The 17,662-nt window shown below is 75.1% G+C and carries 12 protein-coding genes and 1 riboswitch; of the genes, 6 read left to right on the forward strand and 6 right to left on the reverse strand.

The window, feature by feature from the left end:
• The first annotated feature begins 5 nt into the window (after positions 1-5).
• On the forward strand, positions 6-1,241 hold the full coding sequence (locus tag ACZ51S_RS32070; protein WP_468478668.1) for a GNAT family N-acetyltransferase: 1,236 nt from the start codon (positions 6-8) through the stop codon (positions 1,239-1,241).
• A 106-nt stretch (positions 1,242-1,347) separates the two neighbouring features.
• On the opposite strand, the gene ACZ51S_RS32075 is transcribed toward ACZ51S_RS32070, so the two are convergent.
• Both ACZ51S_RS32075 and cobN read right to left on the reverse strand, forming a co-directional pair.
• Positions 1,348-3,573, reverse strand: coding sequence for a terpene synthase family protein (locus ACZ51S_RS32075; RefSeq protein WP_468804078.1), 2,226 nt, complete (start codon positions 3,571-3,573; stop codon positions 1,348-1,350).
• 213 nt (positions 3,574-3,786) lie between these two features.
• Positions 3,787-7,407 carry a cobaltochelatase subunit CobN gene (cobN, locus tag ACZ51S_RS32080; protein WP_468478670.1) on the reverse strand — a complete coding sequence of 1,207 codons (3,621 nt, stop codon included), beginning with the start codon at positions 7,405-7,407 and terminating at the stop codon, positions 3,787-3,789.
• A 53-nt stretch (positions 7,408-7,460) separates the two neighbouring features.
• Positions 7,461-7,560, reverse strand: a riboswitch (cobalamin riboswitch).
• A 211-nt stretch (positions 7,561-7,771) separates the two neighbouring features.
• Between cobN and ACZ51S_RS32085 the strand changes: the two genes are divergently transcribed.
• The 3 genes from ACZ51S_RS32085 to ACZ51S_RS32095 are packed head-to-tail and all read left to right on the forward strand — an operon-like array spanning position 7,772 to position 11,281.
• Complete coding sequence (locus ACZ51S_RS32085) at positions 7,772-9,106, forward strand: cobalamin biosynthesis protein CobG (protein ID WP_468962768.1); 1,335 nt, start codon at positions 7,772-7,774, stop codon at positions 9,104-9,106.
• Positions 9,107-9,110: 4 nt separating this feature from the next.
• Positions 9,111-9,758 carry a precorrin-8X methylmutase gene (locus ACZ51S_RS32090; RefSeq protein WP_468478672.1) on the forward strand — a complete coding sequence of 216 codons (648 nt, stop codon included), beginning with the start codon at positions 9,111-9,113 and terminating at the stop codon, positions 9,756-9,758.
• On the forward strand, positions 9,755-11,281 hold the full coding sequence (locus ACZ51S_RS32095; RefSeq protein ID WP_468478673.1) for a precorrin-2 C(20)-methyltransferase: 1,527 nt from the start codon (positions 9,755-9,757) through the stop codon (positions 11,279-11,281). The genes ACZ51S_RS32090 and ACZ51S_RS32095 overlap by 4 nt, the downstream gene beginning before the upstream one ends.
• A 194-nt stretch (positions 11,282-11,475) precedes the next feature.
• Here ACZ51S_RS32095 and ACZ51S_RS32100 read toward each other — a convergent pair whose 3' ends face one another.
• From ACZ51S_RS32100 to ACZ51S_RS32115, 4 genes are read right to left on the reverse strand one after another with little or no spacing between them, the layout of a single operon-like run.
• Positions 11,476-12,234, reverse strand: coding sequence for a cobalt-precorrin-6A reductase (locus tag ACZ51S_RS32100; RefSeq protein ID WP_468478674.1), 759 nt, complete (start codon positions 12,232-12,234; stop codon positions 11,476-11,478).
• Positions 12,224-12,973: a precorrin-4 C(11)-methyltransferase gene (gene cobM / locus ACZ51S_RS32105; protein ID WP_468478675.1), complete on the reverse strand. Its 750-nt coding sequence runs from the start codon at positions 12,971-12,973 to the stop codon at positions 12,224-12,226. Before cobM ends, ACZ51S_RS32100 begins: the two co-directional genes overlap by 11 nt.
• A complete protein-coding gene (cbiE, locus tag ACZ51S_RS32110) occupies positions 12,970-14,304 on the reverse strand; it encodes a precorrin-6y C5,15-methyltransferase (decarboxylating) subunit CbiE (protein WP_468962770.1) in 1,335 nt (444 codons plus the stop codon). Before cbiE ends, cobM begins: the two co-directional genes overlap by 4 nt.
• Positions 14,301-15,521 (reverse strand): MFS transporter, encoded by a 1,221-nt coding sequence (locus ACZ51S_RS32115; RefSeq protein WP_468804074.1) that lies wholly within the window; start codon positions 15,519-15,521, stop codon positions 14,301-14,303. Before ACZ51S_RS32115 ends, cbiE begins: the two co-directional genes overlap by 4 nt.
• 177 nt (positions 15,522-15,698) lie before the next feature.
• On the opposite strand from ACZ51S_RS32115, the gene ACZ51S_RS32120 reads away from it, so the two are divergent.
• Together ACZ51S_RS32120 and ACZ51S_RS32125 are read left to right on the forward strand one after the other, a co-directional pair.
• The gene (locus tag ACZ51S_RS32120; protein WP_468962772.1) at positions 15,699-16,526 is read left to right on the forward strand and encodes an SMI1/KNR4 family protein; all 828 of its coding nucleotides are present in this window, start codon (positions 15,699-15,701) and stop codon (positions 16,524-16,526) included.
• A gap of 96 nt (positions 16,527-16,622) precedes the next feature.
• Entirely contained in the window at positions 16,623-17,636 is a 1,014-nt protein-coding gene (locus tag ACZ51S_RS32125; RefSeq protein ID WP_468888873.1) for a transcriptional regulator, read from the forward strand.
• Positions 17,637-17,662: the final 26 nt, after the last annotated feature.

Raw genomic sequence — 17,662 nt, forward strand, 5'->3', positions numbered from 1 at the left:
CGATCATGGTGGACATCCGCGAGGTACCCGAGGCCGACATCGACCGCGCCCAGGAGCTCGCCTACCTGGTCTTCCACGACCGGCCCGAACCGGAGGCGCGCGAGCGGCACCACTCCCTGCTCACCCGCTGCCGACGCCTCGGCGCCTACGACGGCGACGCACTGGTCGGCTTCATGGCGGCCCACTCCTTCCGCCTCTCCGTCCCCGGCGGCACCGACCTCGCCTGCCCCGGCCTCACCTTCGTCTCCGTCGCCCCCACCCACCGCCGCCGGGGCGTCCTCACCGCGCTCATGGACGAACAGCTGCGCCGCGCAGCCGCCGAGGGCAGCCCGCTCGTCGCCCTGTGGGCCTCCGAGGCCGCCATCTACGGCCGCTTCGGCTACGGCTCCGCCACCCAGGGCCTCACCATCGAGATCGACTCCACCCGGCCGCTCGCCCTGCGCATCGACCCCGATCCGCGCCCGCTGCGGCTGGTGGACCGGGACGAGGCCCTCACCGTCATCGCGCCGTTCCACGAGGCCGCCCGCCGGACCCGGGCCGGACGGCCGACCCGGAGCGCGCGGCGCTGGGCCGAGGAGTGGCTCTGCGAACAGGACGAGGAGGACGAGGAGCTGAGCCCGCCCAGGATCATCGCCGTCGGGGAACCGGGGGAACCGGTGGCGGGCTACGTCCTCTACCGCACCAAGCACGAGGACGACGGCGCACCCGCCCGCAGCCCGGGCCTGGTCCGCGTCGACGAACTCGAGGCCGCCACCCCGGCGGTGGCCGCCGCGCTGTGGCAGTGCCTGGCCTCCCTCGACCTGACCGGCAGGGTGTCCGCGTGGGGCCGCCCCCTCGACGACCCGCTGCTGCACTTCGCCGCCGACCGGGACCAGGTCCGGGTCACCGCCCAGTACCCGGCGCTGTGGCTGCGGCTGGTCGACGTACGGGCGGCGCTGACCGGGCGGTCGTGGGCCGCGCCCGTGGAACTCGTACTGGAAGTCTCCGACACCCGGCTGCCCGCGAACGCCGGGCGGTTCCGGCTCAAGGCCGGGCCGGGCGGGGCGGCGTACGAGACGGCCCGCGCGGCCCCCGATCTCACCCTGGACGTACGGGAGCTGGCCGCCTGCTACCTGGGCGGGACCCGCCTCGGAGAGCTGGTGGCGGCCGGGCTGGTGGCCGAGCACACTCCCGGCGCGGCGGCGGCCCTGGACGCGGCCCTGTACCCCGGGCGACTGCCGCACACGTCCGACGAGTTCTGACGGCGGCCGGCGAACGGCCGGTGCGGGCGAACGACGGGTGCGGGCGGCCGGCGGGTGCGTGGGCCGGCGAGTGCGGGGGCGGGCGAGCGGACCGCCCCCGCGGCCTTCAGGATCGGGCGGCCGGGCCGATCCGCGCCGCCGACATGCCGAAGCCGCCGGAGAGGATGCCGGTGGACAGGGCGTCGCCCGGCCGGTGCAGGTTCTCCTCGCGGTAACGGCTCGTCATCCGGTGCCAGTGCAGGACCCCGGCGAGCCAGTCCTGGAGCTCGCCGACGTACGCGTCGAGCCCGGCGCGGGCGTCGGCGTCCAGCTGCCAGTCGTCGTAGAGCACGGGCAGCTGGTTCGCGACGATGTGCTGGAACTCCTCGATGCGCTGCGTCATGAGGGAGTGGCAGATGTGCAGGGCCTCGGGGTACCCGATGTCGAAGAAGTTCCGGGTGACGAGGACGTGGTTGTGCACCTCGCCCTCGAACTCCACCTCCTTCTGGTAAGAGAAGACGTCGTTGACGAGGGCGCCGGCGTCGGCCGCCGCGTTCTCCAGCGACCGGATGGTCCCCGAGCGGTAGATCTCGTCGGGGATGCCCCGGCCGTCCTGACCGAGCCGGCACATGTACATCGTCATCTGGGCGCCGAAGGTGTGCCGGCGCATCTCGGCGTAGTCCACCGGATCCGGGATGCGGTGGTGGAACTGGTTCTCCACCTCCCACACCCAGCTGTCCAGCATGCTCACCATGGTGGCCCGGAACTCGGCGCGGGCGGCCGGGGTCATGCCCCGGCAGGTGCGAAGCCACAGGTCGGCGAGTGAACGTTCCATCGCGATGACCGGTACCGGCGCCGTCCCGCCGGGGTCCAGCGGCATCATCGCGACCAGCCGTGCGGTGGCCGCCTTCGCGGCGGCGAGGTTCCCCGTCTGCCCGAACACCAGCGGGTAGTAGTCGTCCGCGTACGTCCCCCAGGCCAGCCAGGAGGCGTTCAGCAGCAGTGCCTCCGGGGTGGCGTCCGGGTCGATGCCGGCCGAGCAGAGGGCGAAGTCGAAGCCGCGCATCTTGCGTTCGTCCCAGATCGCCGAGCCCGGGTCCCCGGGCTGGGGGTCCAGCAGCCCCATCCCCCGGCACCATCGCACCAGCCCCTCGCGGGCGTCGTCCAGGTGCGGGCTGAGGGACAGCGCGTAGGGCATGTGGATGTCCGGGATGACGGACGGGCCGGTCTTCTCGAAGGGGACGTGGCTGAAGGACCGGCGGCGCAGTTCCATCGAGCGCCGGGTGAAGACCGAGCCCAGGTCGAAGGCGCTGGTGCCGAGCCCGGCGGGGAGGAAGGGCAGGGTCAGCCGGCCGGTGGCCCGGGCACCTTCGTTCATGTAGCGGCTGGAGGCCATGTGCCATTCGTGGCCGCCGGACTGCCAGTCCTGGAGGCCCTTGGTGTAGGCCAGTACGGCCGCGATCTCGGCCGGGGTCAGGGCGTGATCGGCGAAGAGCCGGGGCAGTTCGGTGAGCGCGGTCTGCTCGAACTGCTGGAGCCGGGAGGTGATCAGGTCGTTGGAGAGGTCGGCGGCCTCCTGGGTGGTGCAGCCGAGGAAGGTCTCCAGCACCAGGACCGCGTTGGAGAGTTCGCCCTCGTCCTCGACCTCGCGCTGGTAGGAGAAGAGGTCGTTCCTGATGTGCACGGCGTCGGAGAAGGCGTCGCGCAGGACGCCCAGGGGCCGTGAGTGCGCCACCCGCGCGGGGACTTCGGCCGACACGTACTCGACCAGCCCGGCCGACCAGGGGGCGCCGCCGACCTTGCGGCGCATCTCGATGTATTCGAGGGGGTTCGCGATCCGCCCGATGCCGATGTTCGCGAGCTCCCACATGGACTCGTCGAGCAGGTTCTTGGTGGAGAGGGAGAACCGCTCCCGCCAGTCGGCCGACATGGCGGGGACCGTACGCGCCCACAGGTCGGCGAGCCCCGCCTCGACGGGGTTGGTGGCCTCGGGGAAACCTTCCGCCAGGTCCATCGGCATGAAGGCGGCCAGCCGGTCGAGGTAGGCCTTGGCGCCGGCCCGGTCCTGGGAACGCTTGAACATCTCCAGGAAGTGGTCGTCGAAGAAGAACACCCACACGTACCAGTCGGTGACCAGGGACAGGGCGTCGGCGTCGCAGTCGGGGTGGGTGTACGAGCAGAGCAGCGCGTAGTCGTGCGAGTCCAGGTCCGACTCCTCCCAGACGCCGGAGCCCTCCAGCATTCCGAGGGCCCGTGCCCATCGTTTGCTGTGGGCCCTCGCGCTCTCCAGGTGGGGGTTCAGGCGTGCCGGGTAGGGCACGTAGAACTCCGGCAGTTGAAACGGCTGCGTCACGGGCGGGCCGGCCTTTCCTCACTGGATGCGGGACCGGCGCTCCGGCCCCCGCACGAGATGAGCACCGCCCCGCCCCCGGCGTCGCCCGGACGGGCCGGAGTTCACCGCTTCAGGTGACGGCGGGGCAGTTCGGGGCGCGTGGGCCTGACGGGCGGCGGACGCGCGACGGCCCGGCCTCCGCGGGAGGCCGGGCCGTCTGCGTACGGGCGGCGGTCAGCCGGACTCGCCCTCCAGGTCACCCTCCGTGTCGAGGTAGACCTGGCGCAGGGCTTCGAGGACCTGCGGGTCCGGCTTCTCCCACATGCCGCGGGACTCGGCCTCCAGGAGGCGTTCCGCGATGCCGTGGAGGGCCCAGGGGTTGGCCTCCTCCAGGAAGGCGCGGTTCTCCGGGTCCAGGACGTACGTCTCCGTGAGCTTGTCGTACATCCAGTCCGCCACCACGCCCGTCGTGGCGTCGTAGCCGAAGAGGTAGTCGACCGTCGCCGCCAGTTCGAAGGCTCCCTTGTAGCCGTGGCGGCGCATCGCCTCGATCCACTTGGGGTTCACGACGCGGGCCCGGAAGACGCGGGAGGTCTCCTCGACGAGCGTGCGGGTCTTGACCGTTTCCGGGCGGGTGGAGTCGCCGATGTACGCCTCGGGGGCCGTGCCGCGCAGGGCGCGGACGGTGGCCACCATGCCGCCGTGGTACTGGAAGTAGTCGTCGGAGTCCGCGATGTCGTGCTCGCGGGTGTCGGTGTTCTTGGCGGCCACCGTGATCCGCTTGTACGCCGTCTCCATCTCGGTGCGGGCCGGGCGGCCCTCCAGGCCGCGGCCGTACGCGTAGCCGCCCCAGACCGTGTAGACCTCCGCCAGGTCGGCGTCCGTACGCCAGTCCCGGGAGTCGATCAGCTGGAGGATGCCGGCCCCGTACGTGCCCGGGCGGGAGCCGAAGATGCGGGTGGTGGCCCTGCGTTCGTCACCGTGGGCGGCGAGGTCGGCCTGGGCGTGGGCCCGGACGAAGTTGTCCGAGGCCGGCTCGTCCAGGGAGGCCGCCAGCCGGACCGCGTCGTCCAGGAGGCCGATGACGTGCGGGAACGCGTCCCGGAAGAAGCCCGAGATGCGCAGCGTCACGTCGATGCGGGGGCGGCCCAGCTCCGCGAGGGGGATCGCCTCGACGCCGGTGACGCGGCGCGAGGCCTCGTCCCAGACGGGGCGGACGCCGAGGAGGGCGAGGGCCTCGGCCACGTCGTCGCCCGCCGTGCGCATCGCGCTCGTGCCCCACAGCGACAGGCCGACCGAGGCCGGCCACTCCTCGTCGTGGTCGGTGCGGTAGCGGGTCAGCAGGGAGTCCGCGAGGGCCTGGCCCGTCTCCCACGCCAGCCGGGACGGGACGGCCTTGGGGTCGACCGAGTAGAAGTTGCGGCCGGTCGGGAGGACGTTGACCAGGCCGCGCAGCGGCGAACCCGACGGGCCCGCCGGGACGAAGCCGCCGTCCAGGGCCCGCACGACGTGGGCGATCTCGTCCGTGGTGCCGGCCAGGCGGGGGACCACCTCGTGCGCGGCGAAGGCGAGGATGTCCGCGACGGCCTGCGGACGGCCCGCCGCGACGGTGGCGACCGCGTCGGGGGACCAGCCGGCGTCCTCCATGGCCTGGACCAGGGTGCGGGCGGTTTCCTCGACCTCGTCCGCCGCCGTGCGGGTGGCCGCCGACTCGTCGAGGCCGAGGGCCTCGCGCAGGCCCGGCAGGGCGGAGGCGCCGCCCCAGATCTGGCGGGCACGGAGGATGGACAGCACCAGGTTGACCCGGGCCGGCCCCGTCGGGGCGCCGCCGAGGACGTGCAGGCCGTCGCGGATCTGGGCGTCCTTGACCTCGCACAGCCAGCCGTCGACGTGCAGCAGGAAGTCGTCGAAGCCGTCGTCGTCCGGACGCTCGTCGAGGCCCAGGTCGTGGTCGAGCTTCGCGGCCTGGATCAGCGTCCAGATCTGGGCGCGGATCGCCGGGAGCTTGGACGGGTCCATGGCGCTGATCTGGGCGTACTCGTCCAGGTGCTGCTCCAGGCGCGCGATGTCGCCGTACGACTCCGCGCGGGCCATCGGCGGCACGAGGTGGTCGACCAGGGTGGCGTGCACGCGGCGCTTGGCCTGCGTGCCCTCGCCCGGGTCGTTCACCAGGAACGGGTAGACGAGCGGGAGGTCGCCGAGCGCCGCGTCCGGCGCGCAGGACGCGGAGAGGCCGGCGTTCTTGCCCGGCAGCCACTCCAGGTTGCCGTGCTTGCCCAGGTGGATCATCGCGTCGGCGCCGAAGCCGCCGTCCTCGGCGGCCGCCTGGATCCAGCGGTACGCCGCCAGGTAGTGGTGCGAGGGCGGCAGGTCCGGGTCGTGGTAGATCGCGATCGGGTTCTCGCCGAAGCCGCGCGGCGGCTGGATGAGGATCAGCAGGTTCCCGCGGCGGAGCGCGGCGAGGACGATGTCGCCGTCCGGGTTCGAGGAGCGGTCCACGAACATGTTGCCGGGGGCCTCGCCCCAGTGCTCCTCGACGCTCTCGCGCAGCTCGGCCGGGAGTTCGGCGAACCAGCGCCGGTAGTCGGCCGCCGGGATGCGGACCGGGTTGCGGGCCAGCTGCTCCTCGGTCAGCCAGTCCTGGTCGTGGCCGCCGGCCTCGATCAGGGCCCGGATCAGCTCGTCGCCGTCGCCGGAGACCAGGCCGGGGATCTCGGCCTCGGGACCGAAGTCGTAGCCGTGGGCGATGAGGGTGCGCAGGAGCTCGACGGCGCTGGCCGGGGTGTCCAGGCCGACCGCGTTGCCGATGCGGGAGTGCTTGGTGGGGTACGCGGACAGGACGAGCGCGATCCGCTTGTCGGCGGGCTCGATGTGGCGCAGCCGGGCGTGGCGCACGGCGATGCCGGCGACGCGGGCGGCCCGCTCCGGGTCGGCGACGTACGCGGGCAGGCCGTCCTCGTCGATCTCCTTGAAGGAGAACGGGACGGTGATCAGACGGCCGTCGAACTCGGGGACGGCGACCTGGGTGGCGGCGTCGAGCGGGGACAGGCCCTCGTCGTTCTCCTCCCAGTTGCCGCGCGAACCGGTCAGGCACAGCGCCTGGAGGATCGGCACGCCGAGCCCGGCCAGCGCGCCCGCGTCCCAGGACTCGTCGTCCCCGCCGGCGGAGGCGGTGGCGGGGCGGGTGCCGCCGGCGGCGAGCACGGTGGTGATGATCGCGTCCGCCGGCTCCAGCGCCTGGAGCAGCTCCGGCTCGGGGGAGCGCAGGGAGGAGACGTAGAGGGGGACGGGCTGCCCGCCCTTGGCCTCGATGGCGTCGCAGAGGGCGTGCACGAAGGCGGTGTTGCCGCTCATCTGGTGGGCGCGGTAGTACAGCACCGCGACCCGGGGGCCGGTGGCCGTGCCGGCGGGCCGGTCCAGGGGACCCCAGGTGGGGGAGGCGGCGGCGGGCTCGAAGCCGTGGCCGGTGAGCAGCACGGTGTCGGAGAGGAAGCGCGCCAGCTGGCCGAGGTTGGCCGGGCCGCCGTGCGCGAGGTAGCGGTGCGCCTCGGCGGCGATGCCGATCGGGACCGTGGAGGCCTCCATCAGCTGGGCGTCGGGGGCCTGTTCGCCGGTCAGCACGACCACCGGGCGGGTCTGGCCGGGGGCGAGGAGCACGTCCAGGCCCTCCTGCCAGGCGCGCAGGCCTCCGAGGAGGCGTACGACGACCAGCCCGACGCCGTCGAGCAGTCCGGGGAGATCGTCGAGGGGAAGGCGGGAGGGATTCGCGAACCGGTACGGCACGGGGCCGCCGGCGACGTTCGCGGCGCGGGCGCTGAGCAGATCGGTGTCGGACGTCGACAGCAGCAGGATCATGCGGCGGCAGGCCTTCCTCGGGGTTTCCGCGCCCCGGGCAGTGAGGACAGCGGGAGTTCCTGACTCACCCGGCCGATCGCTCCGCGGGGTTCACAGTGGCGGGACCGCGCCGGAATCGCACCGGGCTTCCTCCCATGTCGCCGTCCTCGGCGATGACGGGCCGAGCGGCCCGTCGGAAGGTCATCTTAGGCGGCCTTTCCCCTGGCCGGGAGTGGGGGTGGGATCGGGGCCGCCCCGTCGCCGCGGCCCCGCCCCGGACCCCGCGCCCCGCACGCGGGCGGCGCCGCGTCCCGGCCCGGCGCGGCGGGAGGCGGCCCGGGCCGGGGTGGCGACGGACACAGGCCGGGGCCGCGCAATCGTGGGTATGCTCGCGGCCATGCCCCAGCCCCCCTCCGCCGCGTCACGGGACGAACCCGTCATACGCGACCGCGGCGACGCCTGCCCCGGCGCGCTGCGGCTGCACGCCGCCGATGACGGCTACCTGGCGCGCGTCCGGATCCCCGGGGGACTGCTCACCGCCGCCCAGGCGTTCGTGCTCGGGGCCGCCGCCGACCGGTTCGGCGACGGGCACCTGGAGCTCACCTCGCGCGGCAACGTCCAGCTGCGCGGCCTCTCCGACGGCTGCGGCACCGGGCTCGCCCGGCTGCTGGACGGTGCCGGGCTGCTGCCCGCGCCGAGCCACGAGCGGGTGCGCAACATCGTGGCCTCCCCGATGGGCGGCCCCCGCGTCGCGCACCGGGTCCGGGAACTGGACCGGCTGCTCTGCGCGAGCACCCGGGCGACGGCCCTGTCCGGGCGGTTCCTCTTCGCCGTTGACGACGGGCGCGGGGACGTCGCCGCCCTCGACCCCGATGTCACGGTGCTGGGGGACGGCGGTGACGGGGACGGCGGTGACGGCGGTGACGGCGGCAGCGGTGACGGCGGCCGCCGGGTGCTGGTGCGGCTCGGAGCCGCCGCCGACGCCGTCGGCGTGGCCCCGGCCGACGCGCCCCGGGCGGCGCTGCTGGCCGCCGAGTACTTCCTCGACGCCGCCGACGCCGCCGGCACCCGGGCCTGGCGGGTCGCCGAGCTGCCCGACGGACACGCCCTGGACGGCGGGGAGTTCGCCCTGCGACTGGCCGCCGCCGGGATCGACGCGGCCCGCGTCCCCGAGGTGGCGTGGCCCTGCGCGGAACCGCCCCGGCCGCGGGGGGCCGGGGGCGCGCTGTGCGTCCTGCCCCCGCTCGGCCGGCTGAGCTCCGCCCAGTGGCGGACCCTGGCCGAGGTCGCCGAAGCCGGCGGCCGGGAGCTGCGCGTCACCCCGTGGCGCAGTGTCGTCCTGCCCGACGAGGGCACCCCCGTCCCCGCCGACGGCTGCGCACGGCTCGAGGCGGCCGGCCTGGTGGTCCGCCCCGACAGCCCCTGGCAGTCCGTCACCGCCTGCACCGGCAAGCCCGGGTGCGCCAAGTCCCTGGCTGACGTACGCGCCGACGCGCGTGCCGTCGTAAAGGAAGTCGTCAAGGAAACGGAACCGGCGCCCGCACTGCCCGTGCACTGGTCCGGCTGCGCCCGCCGGTGCGGGCACCCCCGCGGCACCGCCTGGGTGGACCTGGTCGCCACCCCCGACGGTTACGCGCTCGACGGGCGGCCCACCCCGTACGCACACCTGGCGGCCGCCCTCACGGCCGCACGCACCACCACAACACCCGCATCGCAGTGAAGAAATGAGCGAGTACACCGTGTTTGAGTACGAGAAGGACGGCGCCGCGATCTACCGCCAGTCCTTTGCCACGATCCGCGCCGAGGCGGACCTCTCCGGGCTGCCCGCCTCGGTCGCCCAGGTCGCGGTGCGCATGATTCACGCCTGCGGCATGACCGACCTCCCCCAGGACCTCGGCTACACCGCCGACGTCGTCCTGCGCGCCCGCGCCGCGCTGCACGCCGGCGCGCCGGTCCTGTGCGACGTACAGATGGTCGCCAGCGGCGTCACCCGCAAGCGGCTGCCCGCCGGCAACGAGGTCATCTGCACCCTCTCCGACCCGGCCGTGCCCGCGCTCGCCGCGAAGATGGGCACCACGCGCAGCGCCGCCGCGCTCGAAGTCTGGCGGGACCGGGGCCTGCTGGAGAACTCCGTGATCGCCGTCGGCAACGCGCCGACCGCCCTCTTCCGGCTGCTGGAGATGATCGAGGAAGGCGCCCCCCGCCCGGCCGCCGTCATCGGCGTACCGGTCGGTTTCATCGGCGCCGCCGAGTCCAAGGACGCCCTCGCCGCCCACCCCTCGGCCCTCGACCACCTCATCGTGCGCGGCCGGCGCGGCGGCAGCGCCATCGCCGCCGCCGCGGTCAACGCGATCGCGAGCGAGGAAGAATGAGCGACCGTCAGAGCGCCGTGAACGGCGGCCCGGACGTGACGAAGGGCAAGCTGTACGGAGTCGGCCTCGGCCCCGGCGACCCCTCCCTGATGACGCTGCGGGCCGTCGAGGTCATCGCGGAGGCGGACGTCGTCGCCTACCACAGCGCCCGCCACGGCCGTTCCATCGCCCGCTCCATCGCCGCGAAGCACCTGCGCTCCGACCACGTCGAGGAACCGCTGGTCTACCCGGTCACCACCGAGACCACCGACCACCCCGGCGGCTACCAGGGAGCGATGGAGGAGTTCTACGAGGCCTCCGCCGCCCGCCTCGCCGCGCACCTGGACGCGGGCCGCACCGTCGCCGTGCTCGCGGAGGGCGACCCCCTCTTCTACGGCTCGTACATGCACATGCACAAGCGCCTCGCGGACCGGTACGAGGCCGAGGTGATCCCCGGCGTCACCTCCGTCAGCGCCGCCGCCGCCCGCCTCGGCACCCCGCTCGTGGAGGGCGAGGAGGTGCTGACGATCCTGCCCGGCACCCTGCCCGAGGAGGAGCTCACCGCGCGCCTCGCCGCCACGGACTCGGCGGTCGTGATGAAGCTCGGCCGTACCTTCCCCGCCGTCCGGCGGGCGATGGAGGCCGCCGGCCGGCTCGCCGAGGCCCGCTACGTCGAGCGCGCGACGATGGAGGGGGAGCGGGTCGGGGTCCTGGCGGACACCGACCCGGACAGCGTCCCGTACTTCGCCGTCGCCGTCGTGCCCAGCCGGATCGGGAACCCGGGCAGTGTCCCCGAGGGCCCCGGCGAGGTCACGGTCGTCGGCACCGGCCCCGCCGGGCCGCTGTGGCTGACCCCGCAGACCAGGCGGGCGCTGGCCGACGCGGAGGTGCTCGTCGGGTACACGACCTACCTGGACCGGGTGCCGGTCAAGCCGGGCCAGATCCGGCACGGCTCCGACAACAAGGTGGAGTCCGAGCGGGCCGAGTTCGCCCTCGACCTCGCCCGGCGCGGCAAGCGCGTGGCCGTCGTCTCCGGCGGCGACCCCGGGGTCTTCGCCATGGCCACCGCCGTCCTGGAGGTGGCCGGGCAGCCCGAGTACGCGGACGTGCCCGTGCGGGTGCTGCCGGGGGTGACCGCCGCCAACGCGGCCGCCGCCGCGGCCGGCGCCCCGCTCGGCCACGACTACGCCACCATCTCGCTCTCCGACCGGCTCAAGCCGTGGGAGGTCATCGCGGAACGGCTGCGCGCGGCCGCCGCCGCCGACCTGGTCCTCGCGCTGTACAACCCGGGCTCGCGCAGCCGGACGTGGCAGGTGGCCCAGGCCCGCGAACTGCTGCTGGAGCTGCGCGCGCCGCAGACCCCGGTGGTGGTCGCGCGGGACGTGGGCGGCCCGGAGCAGTCGGTGCGCGTCGTGACGCTGGCCGAACTGGAGCCGTCGGAGGTGGACATGCGCACGATCCTGCTGATCGGGTCCTCGCAGACGCAGGTCACGCAGCGGCCCGACGGCTCCCGGGTGACGTGGACCCCGCGCCGCTACCCGTGATCCGGTAGCCGGGCCGGGGCGGGCGGCCCGGAGGAGTCCCCGGGCCGCCCGCCGGTGCTTCGGCGCCGGCGGCGGGTCCGGCCTCAGGTCCGGGTCCGGCCCCGGCGGTGGGTTTGCGGCCTCAGGACCGGGTCCGGCCTCACGGGCGGGTCCGGTCCCGGCGGTGGGTCCGGGGCCCGGCGGTGGGTCCGGTCTCAGCCCTGGCGGAGCCAGTCCATGACCGCCTCCACCGAACCGGCCTGCTCCACGTGCTCCGGGACCGCGGGCCGGCGTACGACCAGCACCGGGATCTGCGCCTCGCGCGCGGCGGTGAGCTTGGGGGACGTCGCGTCGCCTCCGCTGTCCTTGGTGACCAGCACGTCGATCCGGTGCCGGGCCAGCAGCTCGCGCTCCTCGGCCAGATCGAACGGGCCCCGCGCCAGCAGTACTTCCAGGCGCGGCGGCACCGGGGCGGCCGGGGGATCCACCGAACGCACCAGGAACCAGGTGTCGGTGAGGTGCGCGAAGGCGTGCAGCCCCATCCGGCCCGTGGTCAGGAACACCCGCGCACCGAGCCGGGGCAGCACGGCGGCCGCGTCGGCGAGGGAGTCCGCGAACGTCCAGTCGTCCCCCGGCCCCGGCGTCCAGCCCGGACGTCGCAGCGCCAGCAGCGGGACACCCGTGAGCGCCTCCGCCCCGGACGCGTGGAAGCTCATCCGCTCCGCGAACGGGTGCGTCGCGTCGACGACGTGCGTGACGCCGTGCCCGGCGATCCAGCCGGCCAGCCCCGCCACCCCGCCGAAGCCGCCGATCCGGGTCTCGCCCGGCGGCAGCACCGGCGAGGAGACCCGGCCCGCGAGCGAGGTCGTCACCCGGTACGAGGTCTCGCGCGCCAGCGCCTCCGCCAGCCGGCGGGCCTCCGTCGTACCGCCCAGGATCAGGACGTGCCGCGCCGGCGCCCGCTCAGCAGACATGCCGGTCGCGCTCGGGCGAGTACAGGTGGCTGTCCCGGAACTGCTCGGCGCCCAGCGTCCGGCCCACCACGATGACGGCGGTGCGCACCAGTCCCGCCGCCTTCACCTGCGCCGCGATGTCGGACAGGGTGCCGCGCAGGATCAGCTCGTCGGGGCGGCTGGCCATCGCCACCACCGCCACCGGGCACTCGGCCCCGTAGTGCGGCAGCAGTTCGTCCACGACACGGTCGACGTAGCGGGTGGCCAGGTGCAGCACCAGCAGCGCACCGCTGCGGCCGAGCGTCGCCAGGTCCTCGCCGGGCGGCATCGGCGTGGCCTGCTGGGCGATCCGGGTCAGGATCACGGTCTGGCCGACGGTGGGGACGGTCAGCTCCCGCTTCAGGGCGGCCGCCGCCGCGGCGAAGGCCGGCACGCCCGGGACGACCTCGTACGGGATGCCGGCCGCGTCGAGGCGCCGCATCTGTTCGGCGACCGCGCTGAAGATGGACGGGTCGCCCGAGTGCAGGCGCGCCACGTCGAGGCCCGCCGCGTGGGCCCGTACGCACTCGGCGATGATCTCGTCCAGGTTCAGCTGCGAGGTGTCGACCAGCCGGGCGTCCGGCGGGCATTCGGCGAGCAGTTCGCGCGGGACGAGGCTGCCCGCGTAGAGGCAGACGGGCGCGGCGGCCAGGGTCCGGGCACCGCGCACCGTGATCAGGTCGGCGGCGCCGGGGCCCGCGCCGATGAAGTACACGGTCATTGCGGATCTCCTTGTGTCTTCGCGGGGGAGGGGGCCGTCGTCGCGGACGCGGTCTCGGAGGTGGGCGCGGCGGGTGCGGTCCCGGGGCTGGGCGCGGACGGCTTGGTGACCGACCACTGGGTGACCGGCATCGCCTGCCGCCAGCCCGTGAAACCGCCGACCGGCACGGCGTGCGACACGGCCAGCTTCACCAGCTCGCCGCCGTGGCGCCGGTGGCGCTCGGCGAGGACCGCCTCCGACTCCAGGGTGACCGTGTTGACCACCAGCCGGCCGCCGGGCGCCAGCGCCGCCCAGGCCGCGTCCAGCAGGCCCGGCGCGGTCAGCCCGCCGCCGATGAACACCGCGTCGGGCTCCGGGAGCCCGTCCAGGGCCGCCGGGGCCGCGCCGACGACCACGCGCAGGGCGGGGACGCCGAGCGCGGCGGCGTTGCGGGCGATGCGCCCGGCCCGCTCCGGCACGCGCTCGACCGTCACCGCGCGGCAGGACGGGTGCGTACGCATCCACTCGATGCCGATCGACCCGGAGCCGCCGCCGATGTCCCACAGCAGCTCGCCGGGGGCGGGGGCCAGCGCGCACAGGGTCGCGGCGCGCACGTGGCGCTTGGTCAGCTGGCCGTCGTGCTCGTACGCGGCGTCGGGCAGGCCGGGGGTCGCGCCGAGCCGAGGCACCCGGGCGCCGGGGTCCCGGCGGCAGTCCACGGCGACCACGTTCAGGGGGTCGCCGGGCGCGTGGTCCCAGTCGTCCGCGGTGCCCTCGTACGCGTCCTCGCGCTCGGAGCCGAGCTGTTCGAGGACCCGCATCCGGCTCGGGCCGAAGCCCCGCTCCCGAAGCAGAGCGGCGATCTCGTCCGGGGTCGCCGCTCCGGCGCTGAGCACCAGTACCCGCCGGCCCTCGTGCAGCGCGGCCGCCAGCCGGGCCACGGGGCGGCCGACGACGGTCACCACCTCGGTGTCCTCCACCGGCCAGCCCAGGCGGGCGCACGCGTACGACACGGACGAGGGGTGCGGGTGGACCCGCAGGGCGTCCGGGCCCAGCTCCTCGGACAGTGCGCGGCCGATCCCGTAGAACATCGGGTCCCCGCTGGCCAGTACGGCGATGCGGCGCCCCGCGTGCTCGGCCATCAGCTTCGGCACGGCCGGGCGCAGCGGGCTCGGCCAGGAGACCCGCAGCCCGGCGCAGTCCGCCCCCGGCAGCAGGTCCAGCTGCCGGGGACCGCCGATCAGCACCTCGGCCGAGGCCAGCGCGGACCGCGCGCCGGCGGTGAGCCCGGCCCAGCCGTCGGCGCCGAGGCCGACGACCGTCACCGGTATGGGGGGTGCTGCGGAGCTCACTGCGCGGTACCTCGGGGAACGGGAGAAGGGGAATGCGGCGGATGGACCCGCAGCTTAGCGGGGCGCAGGCCCGGCTCCAGTGCCAGGGTGACCGCGACGGACGCGGCCGCCAGCACGGTGATGGCGACCGCCGGGGAGGTGTACTGGGCGACCGCCCCGGCGAGCGCCGCGCAGACCCCTTGCATCGTGAGCATCCCCGCCGAGTGCAGCCCGAGGGCCTGCCCCTGGGTCCCTTCGGGCAGCAGCGGCACGAGGCGCTCCTGCATCAGCAGCCCGGCCGCGTAGCCGGTGGAGGCCAGGGTCACGGCGGCCGTCGCCACGAGGGGACCGGGCTCCAGGACGAAGACCAGGTACGGGAGCGCGAGCAGCAGGCGCAGCGGCGCCGCCAGCCGGATCCGCAGCCGCTCCGGCAGCCACCGGCCCGCGACGGTGTCGCCGAGGAGCATCCCGGCGGCGGCGCAGCCGAAGAGCAGCCCGGCGTGCGCGGGGTCGTACGGGACGAAGAGCGACTCGCAGCCCACGATGAGCCCGTTGGGCACCCAGAGGGCGAGGTACAGCGTCCGGCGGGCCGGATCGGACAGCAACAGCCTGTTGACGCGCCGGGTCTCGGCGGGAGACGGCCTGCCCCCGGCCCGGGGCGCGCGCCGGCGCAGCCCGAAGCGGACCGTGAGCGCGGCGGCCAGCCCGAGCGCCGCCGACACCAGCAGCACCCCGCGCGGGGACAGCGCGCCGAGCAGCACCCCGCCGGCGGCGAAGCCGACGACCTGAGTGACACCGGCGGCGACGGCGAGGAGGGAGCGGCCGAGGAGGTAGTCGCCGGGCGGCAGGATCTCGGTGAGCAGCCCGTAACGGACCCCGCCCGCCAGGGAGTCGGCGATCCCCTGCCCGAGCAGCACCGCGAACACCGCCCACAACGGCAGGCCGGGGGCGGCGAGCAGCCCGCTCCCGGCGGCGGCGAGCGCGGCGAGCCCCGCGAGCGCGGCCCGCGGGGGCAGCCGGTCGGCGGCGGCCATGAGCAGGGTCGCGCCGAGCACCTGGGCGAGGGAGGGCCCGAACATGGCGAGGGCGGAGAGCAGCGGGCTGCGGGTCCGGCCGTAGACCAGCACCCCGAGGGCGAGCCCACCGGTGGTGGAGGCCCCGACGCGCAGGGCGGCGGCGAGGAAGAAGGGGACGAACTCGGGCGTACGCACGACGAGGGAGCGGTAACTGCGTGGCATGCGGGGAGTCTCCGACCGGAACCCGGCATCACCCAGAGTTTCGCCCCGACGCGAAAGCTCGCCGCGGCGGTCGCGGCCGCGGCTTCCGCTGCCTCTGATGTCCCCCGCCCGCCCGGATGACGTCAGATGCGTCTGCGTGCGGGTCGGATGTCCGAGCGGTGCGCTTCACTTTCCGCCATGGACCTCACGCAATCGACGCTCAGCGACCTGCTGGCCCGGCTCGCCGCCCCGGGCGGGTCTCTGCACCTGCCTCTGGACGTCGACCCGCACAGGCTGGTCGAGTTGATGGCCGATCGCCACGGGGCCCCGCGCACCCTTGTCCTGGACGGCTTCACGGACCCGACCGTGGACGAGTCCTGCGGTGCGGCTCTCCTCGCCCTGCTCGAAGGCCGGGCCGTGACGATACGCGCATGGGCGTACGGGGACCGGTGGATCGGCGCCGGGACCGCGCGGGACGAGGAAGGCGTCGTCCGGCCGGTGCTGGCGACCGCTCTGCGGCAGACGCAGATGCAGATGCAGACGCAGGCGCCGCGGGCCAAGGCGCCTGTGGCGGCGCTCGACCAGGGCGAGGACTGGGTCGAGCGGCTCATCGGCATCACCGGCTGGACACTGCCGCCGCGACGGCCGGACATCGACTGGGCGCAGGCCGAGGCGCGCCTGGGCACGCGCCTTCCCGGGGACTACACACGCATGGTGGAGACGTTCGGGGAGGGCGCCTTCGACGCCTACCTGAACCTGAACCAGGAGCCGTGGTCCGACCTCAGGGAGGACGGCCTGCTCATCTGGGCGGGTACCGAGCACGAGGACCTGTACTGCTGGCGGACCGACGACGGCGACCCCGACCGCTGGCCCGTCGCGGTCCGGACCTTTGACGGCCAGGTCGTCCCCTTCGACTGTTCGGCCGCGGAGTTCGTCTGTCGCATCCTCCTCGACCCGCACCACCCGTTCACGATGGCCCGCTACTTCGACACCCACTGGTTCATGAACTACCGGGAGAGCCAGTAGCCGAGGCCCCCCACCCCCGGCCAGGGGTGCGGCATGATCAGGTCAGTGCCGCCGGAGGGAGCCGCGGCCCGGCTGGGGCGGGAGGGGCGGGGCGGTATGGGGTGGTGGCGGATCGATGCCGACGCGCTCGCGCGGAGCCGGTTCCTGGTGTCCCCCCTCGCCGAGACCACCGCCGCCCTCATGGCCCTGGAACGCCGCACCCCCGCCCACCCCGCCGAGCGGGCCTGGCTCGCGGACCGGCTCCCGCACTACCGGGCCCACCTGGCCGCCGAGCCCCTCACCGCCGCCCTGGTGCGCTCCGCCCTCGGCCGGCAGTGGATCGCCGGGTACCTGACCCCGCCGGCCCACCAGGACGGCCGTGCCTTCGCCGAGGAGCTCGCTCCCGTCCGCGCCGCCCCCGACGCGGTCGTCCGTACCGACCTGCGCGCCGCCACCGGCCGGCTCCCCGAGGGCCTCGACCGGGCGCGCGGCCTCGGCCCCAGGACGGCCGAACTGCTGGAGTGGGTCTGGGAGGAGGCGGTACGCCCCGACTGGGAGCGGCGCCGCCGGATCGCGGAGGCGGACATCCTGGTGCGCACCGCCCAGCTCGGCCAGGGCGGCTGGGCGGCCGCCCTGTCGGGGATGCGGCCCGGCATGGCCTGGCTGGGCGGGGGGCGGCTGCGCGTCAACCTCCAGCAGCGGCGGCCGCGCGAGCTGTCGGGGGAGGCCGGGCTGGTCTTCGTGCCGGTGACCCATGCCCACGGGTGGGTCGCCTGGACCGGTACGCACCGGCACGCGCTCGTGTACCCGTGCGCGGGCCAGCTCACCCAGCCGGGTCCCGGGCCCGCCGCGCCGCAGGCCCTCGTACGGCTGCTGGGCCCGGTACGGGCGCGGGTGCTGGTGCTGCTGGCGAGCCCGAAGTCCACGACGCAGCTGGTGGCGCTGACCGGGCTCAGCCTGGGCGCGGTGGCCGGGCAGCTGAAGGTGCTGCTGGCGGCGGGGCTGGTCCTGCGCCGGCGCACGGGCCGCACGGTGCTCTACAGCCGGGTCGCGGCCGGGGACGTGCTCGTGGCGGCGGCGGCGGGCCGGGCGGACCCGGGGCCCGACCGCGGCGCCGGCCCGCTCCGCTGAGGAACGCGAGCACGCGCCGCGGGCGG

This window comes from Streptomyces sp. NPDC034043, assembly GCF_055575675.1.